Origin of the sequence: Halobaculum halobium, from assembly GCF_030127145.1 — an archaeon.
Classification (GTDB): Archaea; Halobacteriota; Halobacteria; order Halobacteriales; family Haloferacaceae; genus Halobaculum; species Halobaculum halobium.
Genome location: NZ_CP126158.1, coordinates 1,088,724 through 1,108,448, shown reverse-complemented (window position 1 = coordinate 1,108,448; position 19,725 = coordinate 1,088,724). Strand labels below are relative to the sequence as shown.

Here is a 19,725-nt window from a genome sequence, read left to right as displayed (position 1 = left end):
TGTGTCCGGCCCGCCGACGGCGGAGTCGTGTTGGGGCCGAGCAGCCACCGAACCGGATCGGATCCGGCACGGTCCGGGCCGCGTTCGGCGGATCACGAGGGATCACAAGAGTTGTAACCGCCGACGTGCGACCGCACCCCAATGAGCGACCCCGCCGGCGGAGCCGACGCCCCCGACGGGCCCGCCGCTGACGGCGACCCGGACCCTCCCGCGGGCGACGCTGATGGGCCCGCGGCGGACGACTCCGCCGACGGCGATGACTCCGCCTCCGACTCCGCCCCCGATTATGTTCCTGACTCCGACGCCTCGCCGATCGACGCGCTCGCCGATCGCGTCGGCGACCCGGCGACGGTCGCCGTCCTCTTGATCGTCGTCGGCTCGCTGCTCGTACGGACGGTCCAGCTCGGTCAACGGATCTTCCACTGGGACGAAGGCCGCGTCGGCTACTGGATCCTCCGGTTCGACGCCACCGGCGAGTTCTTTTATCGGCCGATCATCCACGGCCCGTTCCTCCCGGTCGTCAACAACGCCCTCTTCGATCTGATCGGCGCGTCCGACTTCGCCGCGCGGCTCCCGGTCGCGGTCGTCGGCGGACTCCTCCCGCTGGTCGCGCTGTTGCTTCGCCACCGCCTGCGCGACCGCGAGGTCGTCGCGCTCGCGCTGCTGCTGGCGGCCGACCCGCTGCTCGTCTACTACGGTCGGTTCATGCGCGGCGACGTGCTGGTCGGGAGCTTCGCCGTCGCCGCGTTCGCGCTCGTCGTGTACGCGATCGACACGCGCCGGACGCTCCCGCTGTTCGGATCGGCCGTCCTCCTCGCGCTGGGTTTCGCAGCAAAGGAGAACGCGCTGGTCTACGTCGCGTGCTTCCTCGGCGCCGGGTTCCTCCTGCTGGATCACCGCGTGGTGCGGACCGCCCGACGAACCGGCTCGCCGCTGGACGCCCTGTTCGTCGAGGCCGTCGCCCTCGGTCACTTCCTCGACGACTGGACCGCCGGATCGCGAACGAGACGGCGGATCGAGCGCCGGGTCCGCGAGCGCGCACCCGGCGCACACTGGACGGGCGAGGCAGGCTTCCTCGGCCACCTCGTGATCTGGGTGCCGCTGGGCGCCGTCGGCGTCGCCGCGACGTTCCTCGGCGCCGTCGCGTTCTTTATGCGCCGCGTCCCGACCTGTGGCAGGCGCTCGGCGTCGCGTCCGCGTCTGCGTCCGCCGGGGCGGACGCCGCGGCGCCGACGCTCGGCTCGGTGCTGTACGAGGCGACGTGGGGCGCCGGCGAGAAGTTCTGGGGCACGTGGGCCGCCGGCACCCACTCGGGGCACCCGTACGTCCCGTACGTCTGGGACATCGTCGAGACGCTGGCGTACGGGTCCGGCGTGCTCGTCGTGCTCGCGGTCGTGGGCTTCCTCGCCGACGGCTATGGTGAGGCCCGTGGCACCCGTTCGGTCGTCGCGTACGCGACGTACTGGGGTGCGGCGTCGCTGGTCGGCTACCCGGTCGCGACTGACATCCAGGCGCCGTGGGCGGCGGTCCACATCGTGCTCCCGCTGTCGATCCCGGCGGCCGTCGGACTCGCCTCCATCGGCGACTCGATGCGGGACGCGGTCGAAACAGGGGACGCGGTCACGGCGGGGCTCGCGGGGCTGATCGTCCTCGCTGCCGTCGGCGGCGTTGCCGCACCCAACGCTGACTACTGGAACTCGGCGTCGGCCGAAGACAAGCAGGTGCTCCAGTGGGCCCAGCCCGAGAACGACTACAAGCACGCGCTAGAGGACGCCGGCGCCGTCGCCCGAGACAACGAGGGGACAGACGTGCTGTGGGTGGGCACGAGCACGCCGCGCGGGACGCGGCTGTACGTCTCCGACGAGTCAAGCGTCGACCGAATGCCGCCCGGCGGGCCGAGTTGGCACTCCCGACTGCCGACCCCCTGGTACCTCGAACTCCACGACGCGAACGTCACGTCGACGCCGCCAGAGGCGCGCTTCGAGGGGCTCCCGCCGGCCGAGGAGATGCCACCGGTCGTCATCGCCAAGCCGAGCGACGCCGAGGAGTTGGAGACCCGCCTCGACGGCTACGAGTCGCGGGAATACGCCTTCCGGCTGTGGACCGAACGCATCGTCGTGTTCATCGACGAGGCGGCGCTCGCCGACGCCCGAGAGTGAACGGGAGACAACGCTCGGGAGCGGACGCCGGACCGACCGCGACGACAGCCGGATCGGCGAGTATATACCCACGATCGTGAATAGTTATCGCATCGTGAGGCAAGATTTATTCGCGGACCTGCCGAACCGTCGCCCGTGACACCGACCTGTCCCGGACCGACGCTGGGCGTCGTCGGCGGGGGTCAACTCGGCCGCATGCTCGCGGAGGCCGCCTCGCCGCTCGGCGTCGACGTGGTCGTGCTGGACCCGACGCCGGACTGCCCCGCGGCGCGCGTCGCCGAACAGATCGAGGGATCGTTCGACGATCCCGACGCGGTCCGCGAACTCGCCGATCGGGCCGACGCGCTGACGCTGGAGATCGAACTCGCCGACCCCGACGTGCTGGAGGCGGTCGGCGAGGAGTACGACGTGCCCGTTCACCCCTCGCCGGACGCGCTGCGCACGATCCAAGACAAGCTCGTCCAGAAGCGGGCGTTCGCCGACGCCGGAATTCCGGTCCCCGAGTTCGTCGCCGTGGACGGCGCCGCCGACCTCGCCGACGCGGTCGAGCGCTTCGGCGGTTGCATGCTGAAGGCCCGGACCGGCGGCTACGACGGCCGCGGCAACGTTCCCGTCGAACCCGGCGACGACTACGGGGCCAAGTTGGCCGAGGTGGGCGCCGGCGACGACGGCGCGATGGCCGAGGAGCTGATCGACTTCGAGCGGGAACTCTCGGTGGTCGCGGTCCGCGGCGACGGCGAGCGACGCGCGTTTCCCGTGGTCGAGAACGTCCACCGCGAGGAGATCCTCCGCGAGACGGTCGCGCCCGCACGGTGCTCGGAGGCGGTCGCCGAGCGCGCCCACGAGGTCGCGCTCGACACGCTGGAGACGCTCGACGGGCGCGGCGTGTTCGCGATGGAACTCTTCGAGGAGTCGGACGGGACGGTCTCGGTCAACGAGGTCGCCCCGCGCCCCCACAACTCCGGTCACTGGAGCATCGAGGGGGCGACGACCTCCCAGTTCGAACAGCACGTCCGCGCGGCCCTCGGGTGGCCCCTCGGGACCGCGGAGGCGCGCGCGCCGACCGTGATGGCGAACGTCCTCGGCGACGTATCCGAACCGCGTCCGGCGTCGCTGTCGGGCGTCGGTGCCGTCCTTGCGGCGCCGAACGCGAACCTCCACTGGTACGGGAAGCGGGAGGCCCGCCCGCTGCGCAAGCTGGGCCACCTCACGCTCGTCGACGCCGACGGCGACGCCGCGGCCGAGGACCCGGCCGCCCGCGACGACCTGCTCGCCCGCGCCCGCGACCTGCGCGACGGGCTCACCTTCGAGTGACTGCCGCACGCGACACACCCACGGACGCCCACACCGAACTATGCCAACCGTTCAGGACCTCATCGACCGACTCGAATCGGACGCGAACAGCGACGCCGACCCGGACTCGACGCCCGACGTGGGCGTGATCATGGGGTCGGACTCGGACCTCGACGTGATGCAGGGGGCGTTCGACGCCCTCGACGAGTTGGGGTTCACAGAGCAGACCGACTTCCACGACCCGCCCGATACGCGATTCACCTACGAGACGTACGTCGTCTCCGCGCATCGGACGCCCGAACTCATGTACGTGTACGGGGAGACCGCCGCCGACCGCGGCCTCGACGTGATCGTCGCCGGGGCCGGCGGGAAGTCCGCCGACCTGCCGAACATGACCGCGAGCATCGCCTACCCGATCCCGGTGATCGGCGTGCCGGTGCAAGAGAAGTCCGTCGACTCGGTGATCGGGATGCCGACGGGCGCGCCCATCGTCGCCGTCGACGCCGGTAAGTCGTTCAACGCGGCGCTGTCGGCCGCACAGATCCTCGCCCGGGAACACGGCGAGATCGAACAGCGACTCGTCGAGTACCACGATGACCTGCAGGGGGGCGTCGCCGACGTGTCCGCGGACCTCCACGACCTCGGAGTCGAGGGGTTCCGCGCGTCGCGTGCAGACGGAGAGTAGGACTCGACGATCCGACCGAAGGTGTCGCCCACACGACCCGCTTCAGAGGTGTCTCGTCTCTGATGCGCCCTGATTGGGTTGCTCGGGCCGGTATCGCGCGTGCACGCGTAAGTGAAGCACTTATCTGTGGGCGCTCCAAACCGACGTACGATACGGAGAACCCGGTATGAATGCATGGATAGCGATCGGCGCGTTGGCGGTGATGGGCGTGGGCATCCCCCTCGGGATGATGGCGGTGTCCGCGATCCTCCGCCCCAGCGTGCCAGAACAGGGCAAGAGCGCCACCTACGAGTCCGGTGAGATCCCGACGGGGTCGGCGACGGGCATTCAGTTCAACATCCAGTACTATATGGTTGCGCTGCTGTTCGTCGTGTTCGACATCGAGACCGTTCTGATCTTCCCGTGGGCCGTCATCTACCAGCCCGCGCTGGAGGCGGGAGCCGGCCTGACGACGGTGCTGCTTCCGATGTTGATCTTCATCGGGGTACTCGTCGTCGGACTCGTGTGGGCGTGGCGACAGGGCGCCGTGAAGTGGGTTTCCAGCCCGCGTGCGGCGAGACAGAAGACGGAGCGTTCCTGATATGAGCAGCGACAACAGACCGTTCGTCACGGACGACAGCCAGGTACTGACCGACACCCGGGACGCCCGGATGACGGGCGAGGACAACCGCTTCAACTCGAAGCTGCGCGAGGCGTTCGGCTCCTCGCCGTTCATCCTCACCAAGTTCGACAAGTTCATGAACTGGGTGCGGGGCTCCTCGATGTTCATGCTGCAGTTCGGTATCGCCTGCTGCAGCATCGAGATGATGCACACCTACGCCGTGAAGCACGACCTTGACCGCTTCGGCGCGGGCGTGCCGCGCGCGTCGCCGCGACAGGCGGACGTGATCATCGTTCCCGGGACGATCGTCTCGAAGTTCGCCCCGCGGATGAAGCGCGTGTACGACCAGATGCCCGAGCCGAAGTTCGTCATCGGCATGGGCTCGTGCACGATTTCCGGCGGCCCGTTCCAGGAGGGGTACAACGTGATCAAGGGAGCCGAGGAGGTCATCCCGGTCGACATCCACGTCCCCGGCTGCCCGCCCCGGCCCGAGGCGCTGGTGTACGGCGTCGCGAAGCTCCAGGAGCGCATCGCCAACGGCGAGTCCTCGCCGGTGACGGTGAAGCCCTACGAACTCGAGCAGTTCGGCGACCTCGACCGCGACGAGATCGTCGACCAGCTCGCACAGGAGATCGACGAGGAGGACCTCGTCATGCGGTACAACTGGGCGGACTCCCCCTAACCATGAGTCTGGAAGAACCCGAGCCGGACGTTCCGGCACCGGTCGAGGAACAGTCCCCCGACGAGCTCGCGGAGCTGCTGGGCGATCACGTCATCGGTCGCGAGGAGCACCTGAACGCGCCGGGGTACGTGATCCGACCGGACGCAGTCCAGGACGTACTCTCGACGCTGAAAACCGAGGCGGGCTACGACCACCTCTCGTGTGTCACCGCCCAGGAGTACGAGGACCGCTACGAGTCCATCTACCACCTGAAAAAGTTCGACGACCCGACCCAGGAGGTCAGCGTCGTCGTCCCTGCCGACCGTGAGAATCCGGTCAGCGAGTCGGCCGAGCCCGTCTTCCGAACGGCCGACTGGCACGAGCGCGAGGCGTACGACCTGATCGGCATCGACTACGACGACCACCCCGACCTCCGCCGCATCCTCCTCCCCGAAACCTGGCAGGGACACCCGCTCGCGAAGGACTACGACCAAGACCGCCCGCAGGTCGTCCCCCTGCGCGAGAACGCCAACCCGCTTCAGGATGACCACCGCGGAGAGGACGACACGGACACGATGTTCCTCAACATCGGTCCCCACCACCCGGCGACCCACGGCGTTCTTCACTTGAAGACGACGCTGGACGGCGAGCAGGTCGCCGACGTCGAAAGCGACATCGGCTACCTCCACCGCTGCGAGGAGCAGATCTGTCAGAACGGCACCTACCGCCACCAGATCATGCCGTACCCCGACCGCTGGGACTACATCTCGGCGGGGCTGCTCAACGAGTGGGCGTACGCGCGAGCGGCCGAGGACATGGCCGACATCGAGGTGCCCGAGTACGCGCAGGTCATCCGGACCATGGGCGCCGAACTGTGCCGGATCGCCGCGCACATGCTCGCGGTCGGCACGTTCGCGCTCGACGTGTACGGCGACTTCACCGCCATTTTCATGTACGCGATCCGGGACCGCGAGAAGACCCAGAACATCTTAGAGGATCTGACGGGCCAGCGGCTCATGTTCAACTACTTCCGGCTCGGCGGGGTCGTCTGGGACCTGCCCGAACCCCGCGAGGAGTTCTTCGAGAAGACTCGAGACTTCCTCGAGGACCTGCCGGAGGCGCTGGAGGAGTACCACGACCTCATCTCGGGCAACGAGATCCTCCAGATGCGGACGATCGACACGGGCGTGCTGCCGCCGGAGGTCGCGAAGAACTACGGCGCCACCGGCCCGGTCGCTCGCGGGTCGGGCGTCGACTACGACCTCCGTCGCGACGACCCGTACGGCTACTACGACGAACTCGACTGGGACGTCGTCACCGAGGACGGCTGCGACAACTACAGCCGCCTGCTCGTGCGTCTGCGGGAGGTCGAGGAATCCGCGAAGATCATCGAGCAGTGCATCGACCTGCTCGAGGACTGGCCCGAGGAGGACCGCACCATCCAGGCCAACGTCCCGCGGACGCTGAAGCCGGACGACGACACCGAGATCTACCGCGCGGTCGAGGGCGCCAAGGGCGAACTCGGCATCTACATGCGCTCGGACGGGACGGACAAGCCGGCCCGATTCAAGATTCGGTCGCCGTGCTTCTCGAACCTCCAGACGCTGCCGGAGATGGCTGAGGGCGAGTACGTGCCCGACCTCGTCGCCGCGCTCGGTAGCCTGGACATCGTCCTCGGCGAGGTGGACAGATGACCGGGGCGGTCCCGCTCCAACAGGGGATGCTCCCCGACACGATCGCGAACCTGCTGGGACTGAACGCGTTCGGGATCGCCGGCGAGATCGTCGCGGCGCTGCTGGGCGCGTTCCTCATCGCCAACTTCCTGCTCATCAACACGGCCTTCGCGGGCCCGTGGGCGAAACGGAAGATCACGGCGGCGTTCACCGACCGCATCGCGGTCAACCGGATCGGCCCGTTCGGCCTGTTCGTCATCGTCGCGGACGCGGTCCGGCTCCTCTCGAAGGAGCTGATCGTTCCCGAGGGCGCAGACCGCCCCGCGTGGGATCTCGGTCCGCTCCTCATCCCGTTCTCGGCGCTGCTCGGCTTCGCGGTCATCCCGATGGGCAGCGGCCTGCAGTTGGCCGACCCCGAGACGGGGCTGGCGTTCGCGTTCGCCGCCTCGTCCATCGCGTCGCTCGGGCTGATCATGATGGGATACGCGTCGAACAACAAGTACAGCCTGCTCGGCGGCCTGCGCGCGGTGGCCTCGAACATCGCCTATGAGATCCCGCTCATCGTCACCGGCGTCTCCGTCGTCCTGTTCACGGGGACGCTCCAGATGAGCGCGATCGTCGAGGCCCAGCAGGCGACGTTCATCAGCGTCGCCGGGATCGCGATCCCGCAGTGGTTCGCGTTCGTCAACCCGTTCGCGTTCGTGCTGTTCGTGGTCGCGAACGTCGCGGAGGTCGGGCGCAACCCGTTCGACATCCCGGAGGCGCCCACTGAGATCGTCGCCGGCTACCAGACCGAGTACTCCTCGGTCTACTTCGTGCTCATCTACCTGGGTGAGTTCATCCACATCTTCCTCGGCGGCGCCATCGCGGCGACGCTGTTCCTCGGCGGCCCGGCCGGGCCCGGCCCGGCGGCGCTGGGGATCGTCTGGTTCACCGCGAAGATCTGGGCGTTCTTCCTGTTCACGCAGTGGCTCCGCTCGGCGGTGCCGCGGCTGCGCGTGGATCAGTTCATCGAGATCGGCTGGAAGGGCATGCTCGTGCTCGCGTTTGCGAACCTCGTCCTCACCGCGGTCATCGTGGGGGTGCTCGCGTAACAATGATCGGAATCCTGAAAGGAATGGCGACGACGATGAAGCACGCGCTGGACGGCAAGACGTTCACGGTCGAGTACCCGGACGTCGCGCCCGAGGTGAGCCCGCGGTTCCGCGGGGTCCACAAGTTCTCCCAAGAGCGGTGCATCTGGTGCCGCCAGTGTGAGAACGTCTGTCCGAACGACACGATCCAGATCGTGCAGGACGACCAGCGCAACGGCGAACAGTACAACCTCCACATCGGGCAGTGCATCTACTGCCGGCTGTGTGAGGAGGTGTGTCCGGTGGACGCCATCTTGCTGACGCAGAACTTCGAGTTCACCGCCGACACGAAAGACGAGTTCGTCTACAACAAAGAGCAGCTGAAGAACGTCCCCTGGTACAAGGGGATCGACCCGCTCAACTCGCGCAACCCCGACCGCAACGCGTGGGTCGGCGAGGGCGACGGCGAGATCGACTACCAGTAGTCGGCGTTCTCCGGGTTCTCCACTCACTCGTTTGTGTTCCCCGTCACCCGCGGGTACGTTCGCTGGGACCCGTCGAGCCCGTCCGCGCGCCAGCCGAACCGACCGTTTCGCCGCCGTCACCCCGGCGGTGTTCGAGTCGACCACCCCCCCGATCGCGGGGGCCGCACGGCGATCGCGACCCGGGTTCGGCGCGCCAGTCGATCGTATATAAAAACGATTCGGCCAACTCGCCAGCGACTCGCACACGCGCACCCACACGCGCAAACGTTCTCGAAACCTTCAAACGGACTCCGACGGGAGTGTCGCATAATGGTTGTAGAGACTATCGCGTTCGCGCTGTTCGCCCTCGTCACCGTGGGGAGCAGTTTGGGCGTGGTGCTCGTCGAGGACGTGTGGCACTCCGCACTCCTCCTCGGGGCCGCGCTGCTCAGCGTCGCGGTGCACTACGTGATGTTGCAGGCGGAGCTGCTGGCCGCCATGCAGATCCTCGTCTACGTGGGCGGGGTCCTGATCCTCATCACGTTCGCCGTGATGCTGGTACGCAGGGAGGGTGAACCGGAGGCAATGGAGGTGCTCGACGCGTGAGCGACGCCGGATCGCGACCGCGCCTGAAGCTCGGGGGGCACCTCGTCCCGGGGCTCGCGGCGGTCGCGCTGTTCGCCGTGTTCGCCGCGGTGTTCCTGCAGGCCTCGTTCGGCGAACCTGCCGGCTTCGCCGAGGGCGCGTCGATCACCGCGAGCATCGGCTACGCGATGTTCAACGTCGATACGGAGATCATCTCCGAGACGGTCGTCTCGGGCGAGGGCTTCGTCGTGGCGTTCGTCCTCATCGCGATCGTGCTCGACGTCGCGATCGACGGGGCCGTGTTCCTCGCGAAGCGCGAGGAGGACGGCAGTATCGGCGGCGTGCTCACCGACGGCGGACGCGAGATCCGCGACCGGCTCCGCGGAGGTGACGACTGATGGTGCCGCCGCAGTACTACCTGCTCTTGGCGGCAGCCGTCTTCTGTATCGGCGTGTTCGGGCTGTTGACCCGACGGAACGCGCTGCTGTTCTTGATGTCGGTCGAGCTGATGCTCAACGCGGCCAACATCAATCTCGTCGCGTTCTCCTACTACTGGGGGAACGTGACGGGCCAGACGTTCGGCCTGTTCACGATGGCGCTGGCGGCCGCGGAGGTCGCGATCGGCATCGGGATCATCCTCGTGCTGTACCGCAATTTCAAGGAGATCGACGTGACGGAAGCGACGACGATGAGGTGGTAACATATGGCAGGAATCTTCGACTTCGGGCCGGCCATCGTACTGCTCCCGTTCCTCTCGTTCCTGATCGCGGTCGGGACCGCGCTCTCGGGGCGCGACCTGCTGCCGAAGGGCGGCGCCATCCCCGGCATCGCGGCGACCGCCGGGTCGCTGGTGCTTTCGGTCGCGATGGCCGCGGCCGTGGCGGGCGGCGAGGTCTACGACGAAACGATCTACACGTGGGCCGCCGGCGCCGTGCCGGGGACGGAGGGGATCGAACTCACCTTCGGCCTGCTCATCGACCCGCTGTCATCGATGATGCTCGTCATCGTGACGCTGGTCGCGTTGCTCGTCCACGTGTTTTCGCTGGGATACATGAACGACGACGGCCAGACGGGCCTCCCGCGGTACTACGCCGGGCTTGGCCTGTTCACGGCCTCGATGCTGGGGTTCGTCGTCGCCGACAACCTGCTCATGGCGTTCATGTTCTTCGAGCTGGTGGGGCTGTGCTCGTATCTCCTCATCGGTTTCCACTTCCGCGAGCCCGGGCCGCCGTCGGCCGCGAAGAAGGCGTTCCTGGTCACCCGCTTCGGTGACTACTTCTTCCTCGTCGGCGTCGTCGCCGTGTTCGCGACGTTCGGCACCGCGCAGTTCGTCGGCACCGAGGCCGCGCCCGGCTTCCCGGTGCTGGCCGAACAGGCGCTGGCGGGCGAGTACACGGCCAACACCTTCCTCGGGCTCGGTTCCGAGGCGTGGTTCACCGTCGTCGGCCTGCTGGTGCTCGGCGGCGTGATCGGTAAGTCCGCGCAGTTCCCGCTGCACACGTGGCTCCCCGATGCGATGGAGGGCCCGACGCCGGTCTCCGCGCTCATCCACGCGGCCACGATGGTCGCCGCCGGCGTCTACCTCGTCGCGCGGATGTACGGGTTCTACGCGGTGTCGCCGACGGCGCTGGGCGTCATCGCGCTCGTCGGCGGATTCACGGCGCTGTTCGCCGGGACGATGGGGATCGTGAAACGCGAGCTCAAGCAGGTGCTCGCGTACTCCACCATCTCGCAGTACGGCTACATGATGCTCGCGCTGGGCGCGGGCGGCTACGTGGCCGCGACGTTCCACCTGCTCACCCACGCGTTCTTCAAGGCGCTGCTGTTCCTGGGCGCCGGGTCGGTCATCCTCGCGATGCACCACAACGAGAACATGTGGGACATGGGCGGGCTCAAGGACAAGATGCCCGTCACCTACTACTCGTTCCTCGCCGGGTCGCTGGCGCTGGCGGGGATCTTCCCCTTCGCCGGCTTCTGGTCGAAAGACGAGATCCTCTTCGAAACCCTCATCCACGGGCTGGACGGCCAGCCGCTCCTGTTGGTTGGGTACCTCTTCGGCCTGCTCGCGGTTCCGGTCACCGCGTTCTACACGTTCCGGATGGTGTTCCTCACCTTCCACGGTGACGCTCGGACCGAGCAGGCGGAGTCGCCGGAGTCGGTGCGCTGGAACGTGAAGCTGCCGCTCGCGGTGTTGGGAGTGCTCGCGACGATCGCGGGCGCGGTCAATCTCGCGCCGATCCGCGTCCTCACGGGCGCGCACGTGGACTTCCTCCACGCGTGGCTCGACGGCGGCTTCTCGGACCTGACCGTCCACCACTACGCCGAAATCGATCCGTACTCCTCGGCGTACATCGGCACCGAGCTGACGACGGTCCTGCTGGGCGCGGCCGTGTCGCTCGGGCTGGCGCTGCTGGGCCTGGGGCTTGCCTACCGCCTGTACGCGGTGCCCGAACCCGTCGAGCACACCGACAAGCTCGGCTCGGCCAAGAACCTGCTGTACGATAACTACTACCAAGACGAGTATCAGGTGTACCTCGCAGAGCGGGTCGTGCTCCCCCTCGCCCGCGCCGCGGACACCTTCGATCAGGGCGTCATCGACGGCACCGTCAACGCCGTCTCGAGCGTGAGCCTGTTCTCTGGCTCGCGTATCCGCCGCATCCAGACCGGCGTCGTGAGTAACTACGCCGCGCTGGTGACGCTGGGGCTGACGGCGCTGCTCGTCGTCTTCGGGGTCCTCGGGGGGTGGTTACTGTGATTATTGAAGCACTCATCGGAGTCACGTTCCTCGCTGCGCTGGTCGTCATGCTGGCGCCCGACAAGTACGCCGGGAAGCTCGCGTTCGCGCTGAGCCTCCTGCCGGTCGTCGGGAGCCTGTACATGTGGGCCGGCTTCGACGCCGGCGGGAACGCGCTCATGGCCGGGAGCATCGCCTACGAAACGCAGTTCGAATGGCTGACGGTCGCCGGCTACGACCTCCAGTGGTTCGTCGGCGTCGACGGGATCAGCCTCCCGCTGGTGGTGCTGTCGACGGTGCTGTCCTCGCTGGCCATCGTGTCTGCGTGGACGCCCATCGACGCGCGTCAGTCGCAGTTCTACGGCCTCATGCTGTTCATGGAGGCGAACCTCCTGGGCGTGTTCACCGCCCTCGACTTCTTCCTGTGGTTCGTGTTCTGGGAGGCCGTGCTGGTCCCGATGTACTTCCTCATCGGCGTGTGGGGCGGCCCGCGCCGGAAGTACGCCGCGATCAAGTTCTTCGTCTACACGAACATCGCCAGTCTCGTCATGTTCATCGGGTTCATGGCGCTGGTGTTCAACCTCCCCGTCAGCTCCTTCGGGCTGCCGGAGATCACCCAGTCGCTGCAGAACGGCGGGCTGGCCGATCTGAACTACCTCGGGCTCTCCGCCGACACGCTGAAGCTCGCGGCGTTCGCGGCCATGTTCGCCGGCTTCGCGGTGAAGGTGCCCGTGGTTCCGTTCCACACCTGGCTGCCCGACGCTCACGTCGAGGCGCCGACGCCGGTGTCGGTGATGCTGGCGGGCGTGCTCCTGAAGATGGGGACTTACGCGCTGCTGCGGTTCAACTTCACCATGCTCCCCGACGTGGCGACTCGCCCGTTGGTGGCAACAGTCATCGCGGCGATCGCGGTGATATCCGTCATCTACGGTGCGATGCTCGCGCTGGCCCAGCAGGACCTGAAGCGCATCGTCGCGTACTCTTCAGTCTCCTCGATGGGATACGTCATCCTCGGCCTCATCGCGTACACGGGGCTCGGGATCGGCGGCGCGACGTTCCAGATGGTCGCCCACGGCCTCATCTCGGGGCTGATGTTCATGGCGGTCGGCGTCATCTACAACGTCACGCACACGCGAATGGTGGGCGACATGTCCGGGATGGCGGACAAGATGCCTATCACGGTCGGCATCCTCATCGCCGGCGCGTTCGGGTACATGGGCCTCCCGCTCATGGCCGGGTTCGCCGCCGAGTACTTCATCTTCCAGGGGGCGTTCGCGTCCACGGTGATCCCGTCTGCGCCGCTGTTCACCGCGGCGTCGATGTTCGGCATCGTCATCGTGGCGGGGTACCTCCTGTTCGCGATGCAGCGGACGCTGTTCGGGGAGTTCTCCCTCGAAACCGACTACGAGGTTCGCCGCGCGTACTTCCACGACGTGGCGCCGCTGGCGGTGCTGCTGCTTTGCACCATCGCGCTCGGCGTCGCACCGAACATCTTCTTCGAGATGATCACTGACGCGATCGAGCCGGTCGTCGCGGTCGTCGGGGGTGGTGCCTGATGGAGCCCGCGCTTCTCCAGGCCGATCAGCTCCCGCAGTGGGCCGCGCTCGCGCCGGCGCTGGCGCTCGCGGTGACCGGCCTCCTGCTGGTCGCCGTCGACAGCATCAACCCGGACGACTCCCAGCCGGCCCTGCTGGCGGGCATCGCGACCGTCGGGTCGCTGACCTCGCTCGGGCTCGCTGGCTGGTTCCTCTCGGCGGGGACCGGACAGCCTGGCACCGGCGGCGCTATCGCGCTGTTCGGCGACGCGCTCGTCGTCGACGGGATGGCGCTGTTCTTCCAAGCGCTGTTCGCCTCCGTGACCGCGCTCGTCGTGGTGGCGAGCTACGACTACCTCAGCGATAACCCGCACCAAGCGGAGTTCTACTCGCTGGTGCTGTTCGCGGCGACCGGGATGGCGCTGATGGCGGCGGCCAACTCCCTGGCCGTGGCGTTCATCGCGCTCGAACTCGCCTCGCTGCCGTCGTACGCGCTGGTCGCATTCTTGAAGCGCGACGCCGGCAGCGTCGAGGCGGGGCTGAAGTACTTCCTCATCGGCGCGCTGTCGTCGTCGGTGTTCGCGTTCGGTATCTCGCTGGTGTACGCCGCGACCGGGAGCCTCCTGCTGCCCGACGTGTACGACGCGCTCGCCGGCGGTCCGGAGGGACTCACCGGCGTTGCGGCCGTCGGCATCCTGATGGTCGCAGGCGGCTTCGCGTTCAAGACGGCCTCCGTCCCGTTCCACTTCTGGGCGCCGGAGGCGTACGAGGGCGCGCCCGCGCCCGTCTCGGCGTTCCTCTCGTCCGCCTCGAAGGCGGCCGGCTTCGCGGTCGCGTTCCGCGTGTTCGTCGTCGGCTTCCCGCTGGACGCTGGCATCGACTGGGTGCTCCTGTTCCAGGTGCTCGCGGTCGTCACGATGACGCTCGGGAACTTCGCCGCCGCGACCCAAGAGGAGGTCAAGCGGATGCTCGCGTACTCCTCGATCGGCCACGCGGGCTACGCGCTCATCGGTCTCGCCGCCTTCACCGGCGGCGCCGGGGGTGACGTGCTCGGCGCGTCGATGGCGCACCTGCTCGTGTACGGGTTCATGAACACCGGCGCGTTCCTGTTCGTCGCGCTCGCAGAACACTGGGGCGTCGGCCGCACCTTCGACGACTACGCGGGGCTGGCGAGCAAGGCGCCGATGGCGTCTGTCGCGATGTCCGTGTTCATGTTCTCGCTGGCGGGGCTGCCCCCGTTCGGCGGGTTCTTCTCGAAGTACTTCCTGTTCATGGGCGCCATCGACGCCGGCTTCTGGTGGCTCGCGGCCGTCGGCGCAGTCAACAGCGCGCTGTCGCTGTTCTACTACAGCCGCGTCGTGAAGGCGCTGTGGCTCGACGACGTCGTCGGCGAGTTCGAACTCGGCTCGACGCCGACGGCGCTGTACGCCGCGATCGTGTTCGCCGCCGTCGCGACGGTGCTGCTGCTGCCCGGCTTTGCACCCGTCATCGAGACGGCGCAGTCGGTCGCGACGACGATCGTCCCCTGACTGAGGGGAACTCCGATTCGCGCTCGTTCTTCGCGGACCGCTGCGTTGCCGATCCGCGCTCACTCGAGACGATCCCGTTCGACTCGAGTCGCTGTCGTTCTCGGTCACGGTGACCGCGGTCCCCGACCGACGAATGACGGCAGGGTTTTGCCGGTCCAGACCGACCGTCCCCTGTAATGCGTCGGCTGGTGCTCGGCTGCGGAACCGTCGGCAACGACATCGTCGAGTCGCTGACCGACCGGTCTGGCGACCTTCACGTGATCACCGACGACAGCGGTCGGGTCTCCGCGCTGCGCGACGAACACGTCGCCGCGCTGGAAGCCGACCCGCGCGATCCCGACAACTACCCGGACCACGCCGATCTGGTCGTCGTCGCGGGCGCGTCCGCCACGGCGAACCTCACTGCGGCCGATCGCGCCCGCGATCGGTTTCCTCACGCGATGCTCGTCGCGTACGCGGGCGACGACGCGACCGAGGCGGACCTCCGAGCGCTCCGGGAGCTGGCCGATCGCGTCATCGATCCCATCGGCGTCGCTGCCGACCGCGTGCTCGAGGTGGCGACGGGCGAGACCGCAGACCGACTCCGCGAACTGGTCCGCACCCTCCGCTCGGTCGACGGGAAACTCGCGGTCGTCGCCCACGACAACCCCGATCCAGACGCCATCGCCTCGGCGGTCGCGCTGGTCCGGATCGCACAGTTCGCCGGCACCGACGCCGAGGCCTGCTACTACGGGGACATCTCCCACCAGGAGAACCGCGCGCTCGTGAACCTCCTCAACATCAATATGCGCCAGCTCGACCCCGAGGTCGACCCCCGCGAGGAGTTCGCGGGCTTCGCGCTCGTCGACCACTCGCGCCCGGGCGTCAACGACTCGCTTCCGACCGACGTCGAGCCGGTCGTCGTCGTCGACCACCACCCGCCGCGAGAGCCGATCGACGCCAGGTTCGTCGACCTGCGCGACGACGTCGGCGCCACCTCCACGCTCATGGTCGAGTACCTCGACCGCTTCGGGCTGACCCCGGGGGCGGAGGTGGCGACCGCCCTGCTGTACGGCATTCGAATCGACACGAAGGACTTCACCCGGGAGGTGAGCGAAGCGGACTTTGACGCCGCAGCGTCGCTGCTGTCGCACGCGGACACGGAGGTCCTCGATCGCGTGGAGTCGCCGAGTCTCACCCCCGGAGTGTTGGACGTGCTCGCCCGCGCTATCGAGGCGCGCGAACAGCGGGGGTCCGTCGTCGCCTCCTGCGTGGGGAAGATCGCTGACCGCGACGCCCTCGCGCAGGCCGCCGAACGGCTGCTCGACATGGAGGGCGTCGACACGACGCTGGTGTACGGCTACCGCGACGGCGTCGTCTACGCCTCGGGCCGCGCGCGCGGCGCGGACCTCGACCTCGGCGAGACGCTGCGCGACGCCCTCGACCAAATGGGATCCGCCGGCGGTCACGCCGACATGGCTGGCGCACAGCTCTCGCTCGGGATCCTCGCGGACGTGGGCGACGACTCGGCCGAGTCGCTCACGGAGATCGTCCGCGACACGGTCGCCGGCAGGTTCTTCGAAACGCTCGAGGACGCGCCGAAGGCCCCCCGTCGGTCCACCGACCGGGCGGTCGCGTTCCCCGACGAGGACTGACGGGACCGGGGACGGGCGTTCCCCGACGAGGACCGACGGGACCGGGGACGGGCCACGATCGGCGGTACGGAGACGCAGTGCGGTCAGCCCGGGCGAGAGGAACGCTTACCCGGAGCCCCACCGAATCGCACGACGAATGAGCGAGGGCACAACCGAGCTGTCGAGCGCGGCGGTCAAGGCGTACATGACCCGGGACGTGGCGACGGTGTCGCCCGACGACACGGTCAAAGAGGCCGTCGAGCGGATCATCGACAGCAACCACAACGGGTTCCCCGTCACCGACGGGCGCACCGTGGTGGGGTTCATCTCCGCGCGCGACCTGCTGTCGGCCGACGGCGACGCGCCGGTGTTCACCGTGATGAGCGACGACATCATCGTCGCCCACCCGGAGATGGATATCAACGACGCCGCCCGGGTGATCCTCCGTTCGGGCATCCAGAAGCTCCCGGTGGTCGACGACGCTGGCCACCTCGTCGGCATCATCTCCAACACGGACGTGATCCGCTCGCAGATCGAGCGGGCGACCCCCGAGAAGGTGGGGAAGCTGATGCGCACACTCGAGGAGATCCACGGCATCTCCACCAGCGAGGATCGGCGGGACGTCCGCCTTGACGACCTCCTCCCGACCCAAGCCCGGGTGTACGCCGACGAGCTAGAGGGACGCCGCTACGAACTCGAACGCGGCCTCGCTGAACCGCTGGTCGTCATCGACAATCCGAGCGCCAGCGGCGAGATCGAAGACGACGGCACGCTCGTGCTCGCGGACGGCCATCACCGCGTGATGGCGGCTCACCGGCTCGGGATCGACGAGATGGACGCGTACGTCATCGTGATCGCCGACCACGTCGAACTCGGCATGGAGCGCACGGCGCGCAAGGAGGGCCTGCAGTCGATCACCGACATCGAGGTGGTGGACTACGCGCGCCACCCGCTGGTCGAAACGACGAGACGGTTCCAAAGCGACGACGAGTGAGGCGACCGGTCCGGTCTCTCACTCCCCGTAGCGGTCGAACGCCGTTTTCCACTCCTCGATCAGTTCGTCCGCGCGCTCGCGATCGGCGACGCGCTCGCGCCGGTAGCCACGGCCGTCGGGCGCCTGTTCGAGGCGGTCCAGCCGGACGACGTAGCTGCCGTCGCGGCGCTCGCGGACCCGAAGCGTCGCGTACCCGTCCTCGCGTTCCCACTCGTCGTACCGCTCGGGCGTCTCGGCCTCCTTCCAGGGCATGTGTAGTCCTTCGGAGCCCCCCGTCGTCAACGCAGCGGCCGACCCGGTTCAAGTGGGTGGCACGCGGACGCCGACACCCTCAGGACCGAACCTGTCAGGCGAGCGGGCCGGTGGCCCGACCGTACTCGGGGCAGACCGGGTACAAGAGCCGGTCGTAGTCGATCCACGTCGACGGTGCACAGGTGCCACAGCCCCCACACTCGAACGTCGCCGTCTCTACAAGCGCCATGGCGATGGTGTCACAGTGGATACCAGTTAGTTGTACAACGCTTGACCGGTGTGTTCCGGCCCGTGAACTGGTTCCACTGACCCGTCCACCGTGCGGCGGATCTCCCGGGCGGTACCGGTCGCTTCCGGGTAGGCCGGCGGTGATGGGAAAAATCGGTGACTGTCTGTTCTCAGGTCCGCCCTTCTATCTCGCCATCGCGACGCTCACAACGCGTCGACGACGTTCAGGAAGCCGGACCCGTAGTACGTCTTGTCGTAGCCGTCGGGGACATCGGCGGCCTGCTTGAGGGCGCTTTCGATCTGATTGGCGTTGTAGTCTGGGTTGGCGCTTTTGACGAGCGCGGCCGCCCCGGCGACGTTCGGCGCCGCCATCGACGTGCCGGCCTTCCAGCCGTACGTGGGCTCGGCGCCGAGATAGTCGACGGGCTCCTCCTCTCCGTCCCCGTCTACGTCCTCGTACACGTACTCGACGTCTGCGGTCGTACTGAGAACGAGGTCGTTGTACCACGGAACGCCGGAGCCGATCGCGGACAGATCCGCGTCGCCGCCGGGCGCTCCAAGGGTGATCGCGTTCGTGCCGTAGTTCGTGAAGAACGACGGGCTCTCGGGCGGGGCGTCGAGTCCGTCGTCACCCCAGCCGAACCCGATCGGACCGGTCGCTGCGACCGACACCGCCTGTGCGCCCTCGTTTGGCAGGCTGATGAAGTTCTTGTCGCGCTGGAGGTCCGCGGCGTCGTTGCCGGCGGCGATCACCAGCAAGGTGCCCTGCTTGTTCGCGTACGTCATCGCGCTGTTGAGGACCTTCCCGTAGAACGACCCCTGTCCCTGTCGCGGGATCGGGTACGCGCCCAGGGAGAGGTTCGCGACGTCGGCGTCGATCGCGGCGCTGTACACCACCGCGGCCAGGATGTCGCCGAAGGACGCCCCCGGTGCGTACGAGAACACGCGGCAGTCGACCAGATCCGTCGCGGGAGCGGTTCCGACGACTCCCTCGTCGTTATCGACCGCCGCGACCGTCCCGGCGACGTGCGTCCCGTGGTCGTCGCCCGCGGGCACTCCCGCTCCTTCCCCGTCGTCGGTGAAGTTCCGGGAGAGCTCCATGTTCACGTCCAGGTCCGGGTGGTCCGCGTACACACCTGAATCGATGATCGCGACGCGTGTGCCCTCCCCTTTCGTCACGTCGTGTGCGGCCGGAATGTCTTGAGCCTGTTTGTCCCACTGGAGCGGGTACAGCGGCTCGTCCGCTACTCCCGCCTCTTCGACGTCCGGACTCCGCTGATTTACCTCCGGGTCGGCGAGGCGAACCTCTAGGTCGGCCGCGTATCCCGTTACGGCCGCCGATTTGCGCACCGCTTGTTCGCTATCCGCGACGACGGCGAAGTCCACACCGGGCAGCTCGTGGACGACATCGAGGTCGGCCGGCACCCCGCCACCGTTGGTCTTCACGATGAACCGGTCCGTCCGCTCGGCCGCCGTCACGGTCGTGCCGGCGAAGATGCCGCCCAATACGCCACCGCTCAGCTTCAGGAACGTCCGACGTCTATGTCGAGACATACCACACATAGTGGGATAATATCAAATAAGTATTTGTGAACTTTACTACCTCATAAGAACGTTTTCGCACGAGGATTGTGAATATATCGCCA

General features: G+C 67.8%; 19 protein-coding genes and 1 pseudogene. 17 read left to right on the top strand and 3 right to left on the bottom strand.

Translation table 11 applies throughout. The features are described from left to right. Positions 1–141 precede the first annotated feature (141 nt). The 17 genes and pseudogenes from P0Y41_RS05835 to P0Y41_RS05755 all read left to right on the top strand — a co-directional run. Positions 142–864, top strand: a pseudogene (locus P0Y41_RS05835) (flippase activity-associated protein Agl23); the annotation flags it as partial. 380 nt (positions 865–1,244) lie between these two features. Then, positions 1,245–2,159, top strand: coding sequence for a flippase activity-associated protein Agl23 (locus tag P0Y41_RS05830; protein WP_284063024.1), 915 nt, complete (start codon positions 1,245–1,247; stop codon positions 2,157–2,159). Between the two features lie 135 nt (positions 2,160–2,294). Then, the gene (locus P0Y41_RS05825) at positions 2,295–3,473 is read left to right on the top strand and encodes a 5-(carboxyamino)imidazole ribonucleotide synthase (RefSeq protein ID WP_284063023.1); all 1,179 of its coding nucleotides are present in this window, start codon (positions 2,295–2,297) and stop codon (positions 3,471–3,473) included. 40 nt (positions 3,474–3,513) lie between these two features. Further along, the gene (gene purE, locus P0Y41_RS05820; protein WP_284063022.1) at positions 3,514–4,137 is read left to right on the top strand and encodes a 5-(carboxyamino)imidazole ribonucleotide mutase; all 624 of its coding nucleotides are present in this window, start codon (positions 3,514–3,516) and stop codon (positions 4,135–4,137) included. Positions 4,138–4,303: 166 nt separating this feature from the next. Next, positions 4,304–4,717: an NADH-quinone oxidoreductase subunit A gene (locus tag P0Y41_RS05815; RefSeq protein ID WP_284063021.1), complete on the top strand. Its 414-nt coding sequence runs from the start codon at positions 4,304–4,306 to the stop codon at positions 4,715–4,717. 1 nt (position 4,718) lies between these two features. Continuing rightward, the gene (locus P0Y41_RS05810; RefSeq protein ID WP_073307452.1) at positions 4,719–5,420 is read left to right on the top strand and encodes an NADH-quinone oxidoreductase subunit B; all 702 of its coding nucleotides are present in this window, start codon (positions 4,719–4,721) and stop codon (positions 5,418–5,420) included. 2 nt (positions 5,421–5,422) lie between these two features. Beyond that, positions 5,423–7,093, top strand: a complete 1,671-nt coding sequence (locus P0Y41_RS05805) for an NADH-quinone oxidoreductase subunit D (protein WP_284063020.1) — start codon at positions 5,423–5,425, stop codon at positions 7,091–7,093. Continuing rightward, complete coding sequence (locus P0Y41_RS05800) at positions 7,090–8,166, top strand: complex I subunit 1/NuoH family protein (RefSeq protein ID WP_284063019.1); 1,077 nt, start codon at positions 7,090–7,092, stop codon at positions 8,164–8,166. The genes P0Y41_RS05805 and P0Y41_RS05800 overlap by 4 nt, the downstream gene beginning before the upstream one ends. Positions 8,167–8,168: 2 nt before the next feature. Then, on the top strand, positions 8,169–8,630 hold the full coding sequence (locus P0Y41_RS05795; protein ID WP_073307455.1) for a NuoI/complex I 23 kDa subunit family protein: 462 nt from the start codon (positions 8,169–8,171) through the stop codon (positions 8,628–8,630). A 309-nt stretch (positions 8,631–8,939) separates the two neighbouring features. Further along, positions 8,940–9,215 (top strand): NADH-quinone oxidoreductase subunit J, encoded by a 276-nt coding sequence (locus P0Y41_RS05790; RefSeq protein ID WP_284063018.1) that lies wholly within the window; start codon positions 8,940–8,942, stop codon positions 9,213–9,215. Beyond that, positions 9,212–9,592: a proton-conducting membrane transporter gene (locus P0Y41_RS05785; protein ID WP_284063017.1), complete on the top strand. Its 381-nt coding sequence runs from the start codon at positions 9,212–9,214 to the stop codon at positions 9,590–9,592. Before P0Y41_RS05790 ends, P0Y41_RS05785 begins: the two co-directional genes overlap by 4 nt. After that, a complete protein-coding gene (gene nuoK, locus P0Y41_RS05780; RefSeq protein ID WP_222608505.1) occupies positions 9,592–9,894 on the top strand; it encodes an NADH-quinone oxidoreductase subunit NuoK in 303 nt (100 codons plus the stop codon). Before P0Y41_RS05785 ends, nuoK begins: the two co-directional genes overlap by 1 nt. Before the next feature lie 3 nt (positions 9,895–9,897). Continuing rightward, positions 9,898–11,949: an NADH-quinone oxidoreductase subunit L gene (nuoL, locus tag P0Y41_RS05775; protein WP_284063016.1), complete on the top strand. Its 2,052-nt coding sequence runs from the start codon at positions 9,898–9,900 to the stop codon at positions 11,947–11,949. Further along, positions 11,946–13,484, top strand: a complete 1,539-nt coding sequence (locus tag P0Y41_RS05770) for a complex I subunit 4 family protein (RefSeq protein WP_284063015.1) — start codon at positions 11,946–11,948, stop codon at positions 13,482–13,484. The genes nuoL and P0Y41_RS05770 overlap by 4 nt, the downstream gene beginning before the upstream one ends. Next, a complete protein-coding gene (locus P0Y41_RS05765) occupies positions 13,484–14,992 on the top strand; it encodes an NADH-quinone oxidoreductase subunit N (RefSeq protein ID WP_284063014.1) in 1,509 nt (502 codons plus the stop codon). The genes P0Y41_RS05770 and P0Y41_RS05765 overlap by 1 nt, the downstream gene beginning before the upstream one ends. A 176-nt stretch (positions 14,993–15,168) precedes the next feature. Beyond that, the gene (locus P0Y41_RS05760) at positions 15,169–16,626 is read left to right on the top strand and encodes a DHH family phosphoesterase (RefSeq protein WP_284063013.1); all 1,458 of its coding nucleotides are present in this window, start codon (positions 15,169–15,171) and stop codon (positions 16,624–16,626) included. A gap of 136 nt (positions 16,627–16,762) precedes the next feature. Beyond that, positions 16,763–17,599: a CBS domain-containing protein gene (locus P0Y41_RS05755; protein WP_284063012.1), complete on the top strand. Its 837-nt coding sequence runs from the start codon at positions 16,763–16,765 to the stop codon at positions 17,597–17,599. A gap of 18 nt (positions 17,600–17,617) precedes the next feature. On the opposite strand, the gene P0Y41_RS05750 is transcribed toward P0Y41_RS05755, so the two are convergent. The 3 genes from P0Y41_RS05750 to P0Y41_RS05740 form a co-directional block, all read right to left on the bottom strand. Next, complete coding sequence (locus P0Y41_RS05750) at positions 17,618–17,851, bottom strand: DUF7543 family protein (protein WP_284063011.1); 234 nt, start codon at positions 17,849–17,851, stop codon at positions 17,618–17,620. A gap of 94 nt (positions 17,852–17,945) precedes the next feature. After that, entirely contained in the window at positions 17,946–18,080 is a 135-nt protein-coding gene (locus P0Y41_RS05745) for a hypothetical protein (RefSeq protein WP_284063010.1), read from the bottom strand. 203 nt (positions 18,081–18,283) lie between these two features. Then, positions 18,284–19,633, bottom strand: coding sequence for a S8 family serine peptidase (locus P0Y41_RS05740; protein WP_284063009.1), 1,350 nt, complete (start codon positions 19,631–19,633; stop codon positions 18,284–18,286). Positions 19,634–19,725 lie beyond the last annotated feature (92 nt).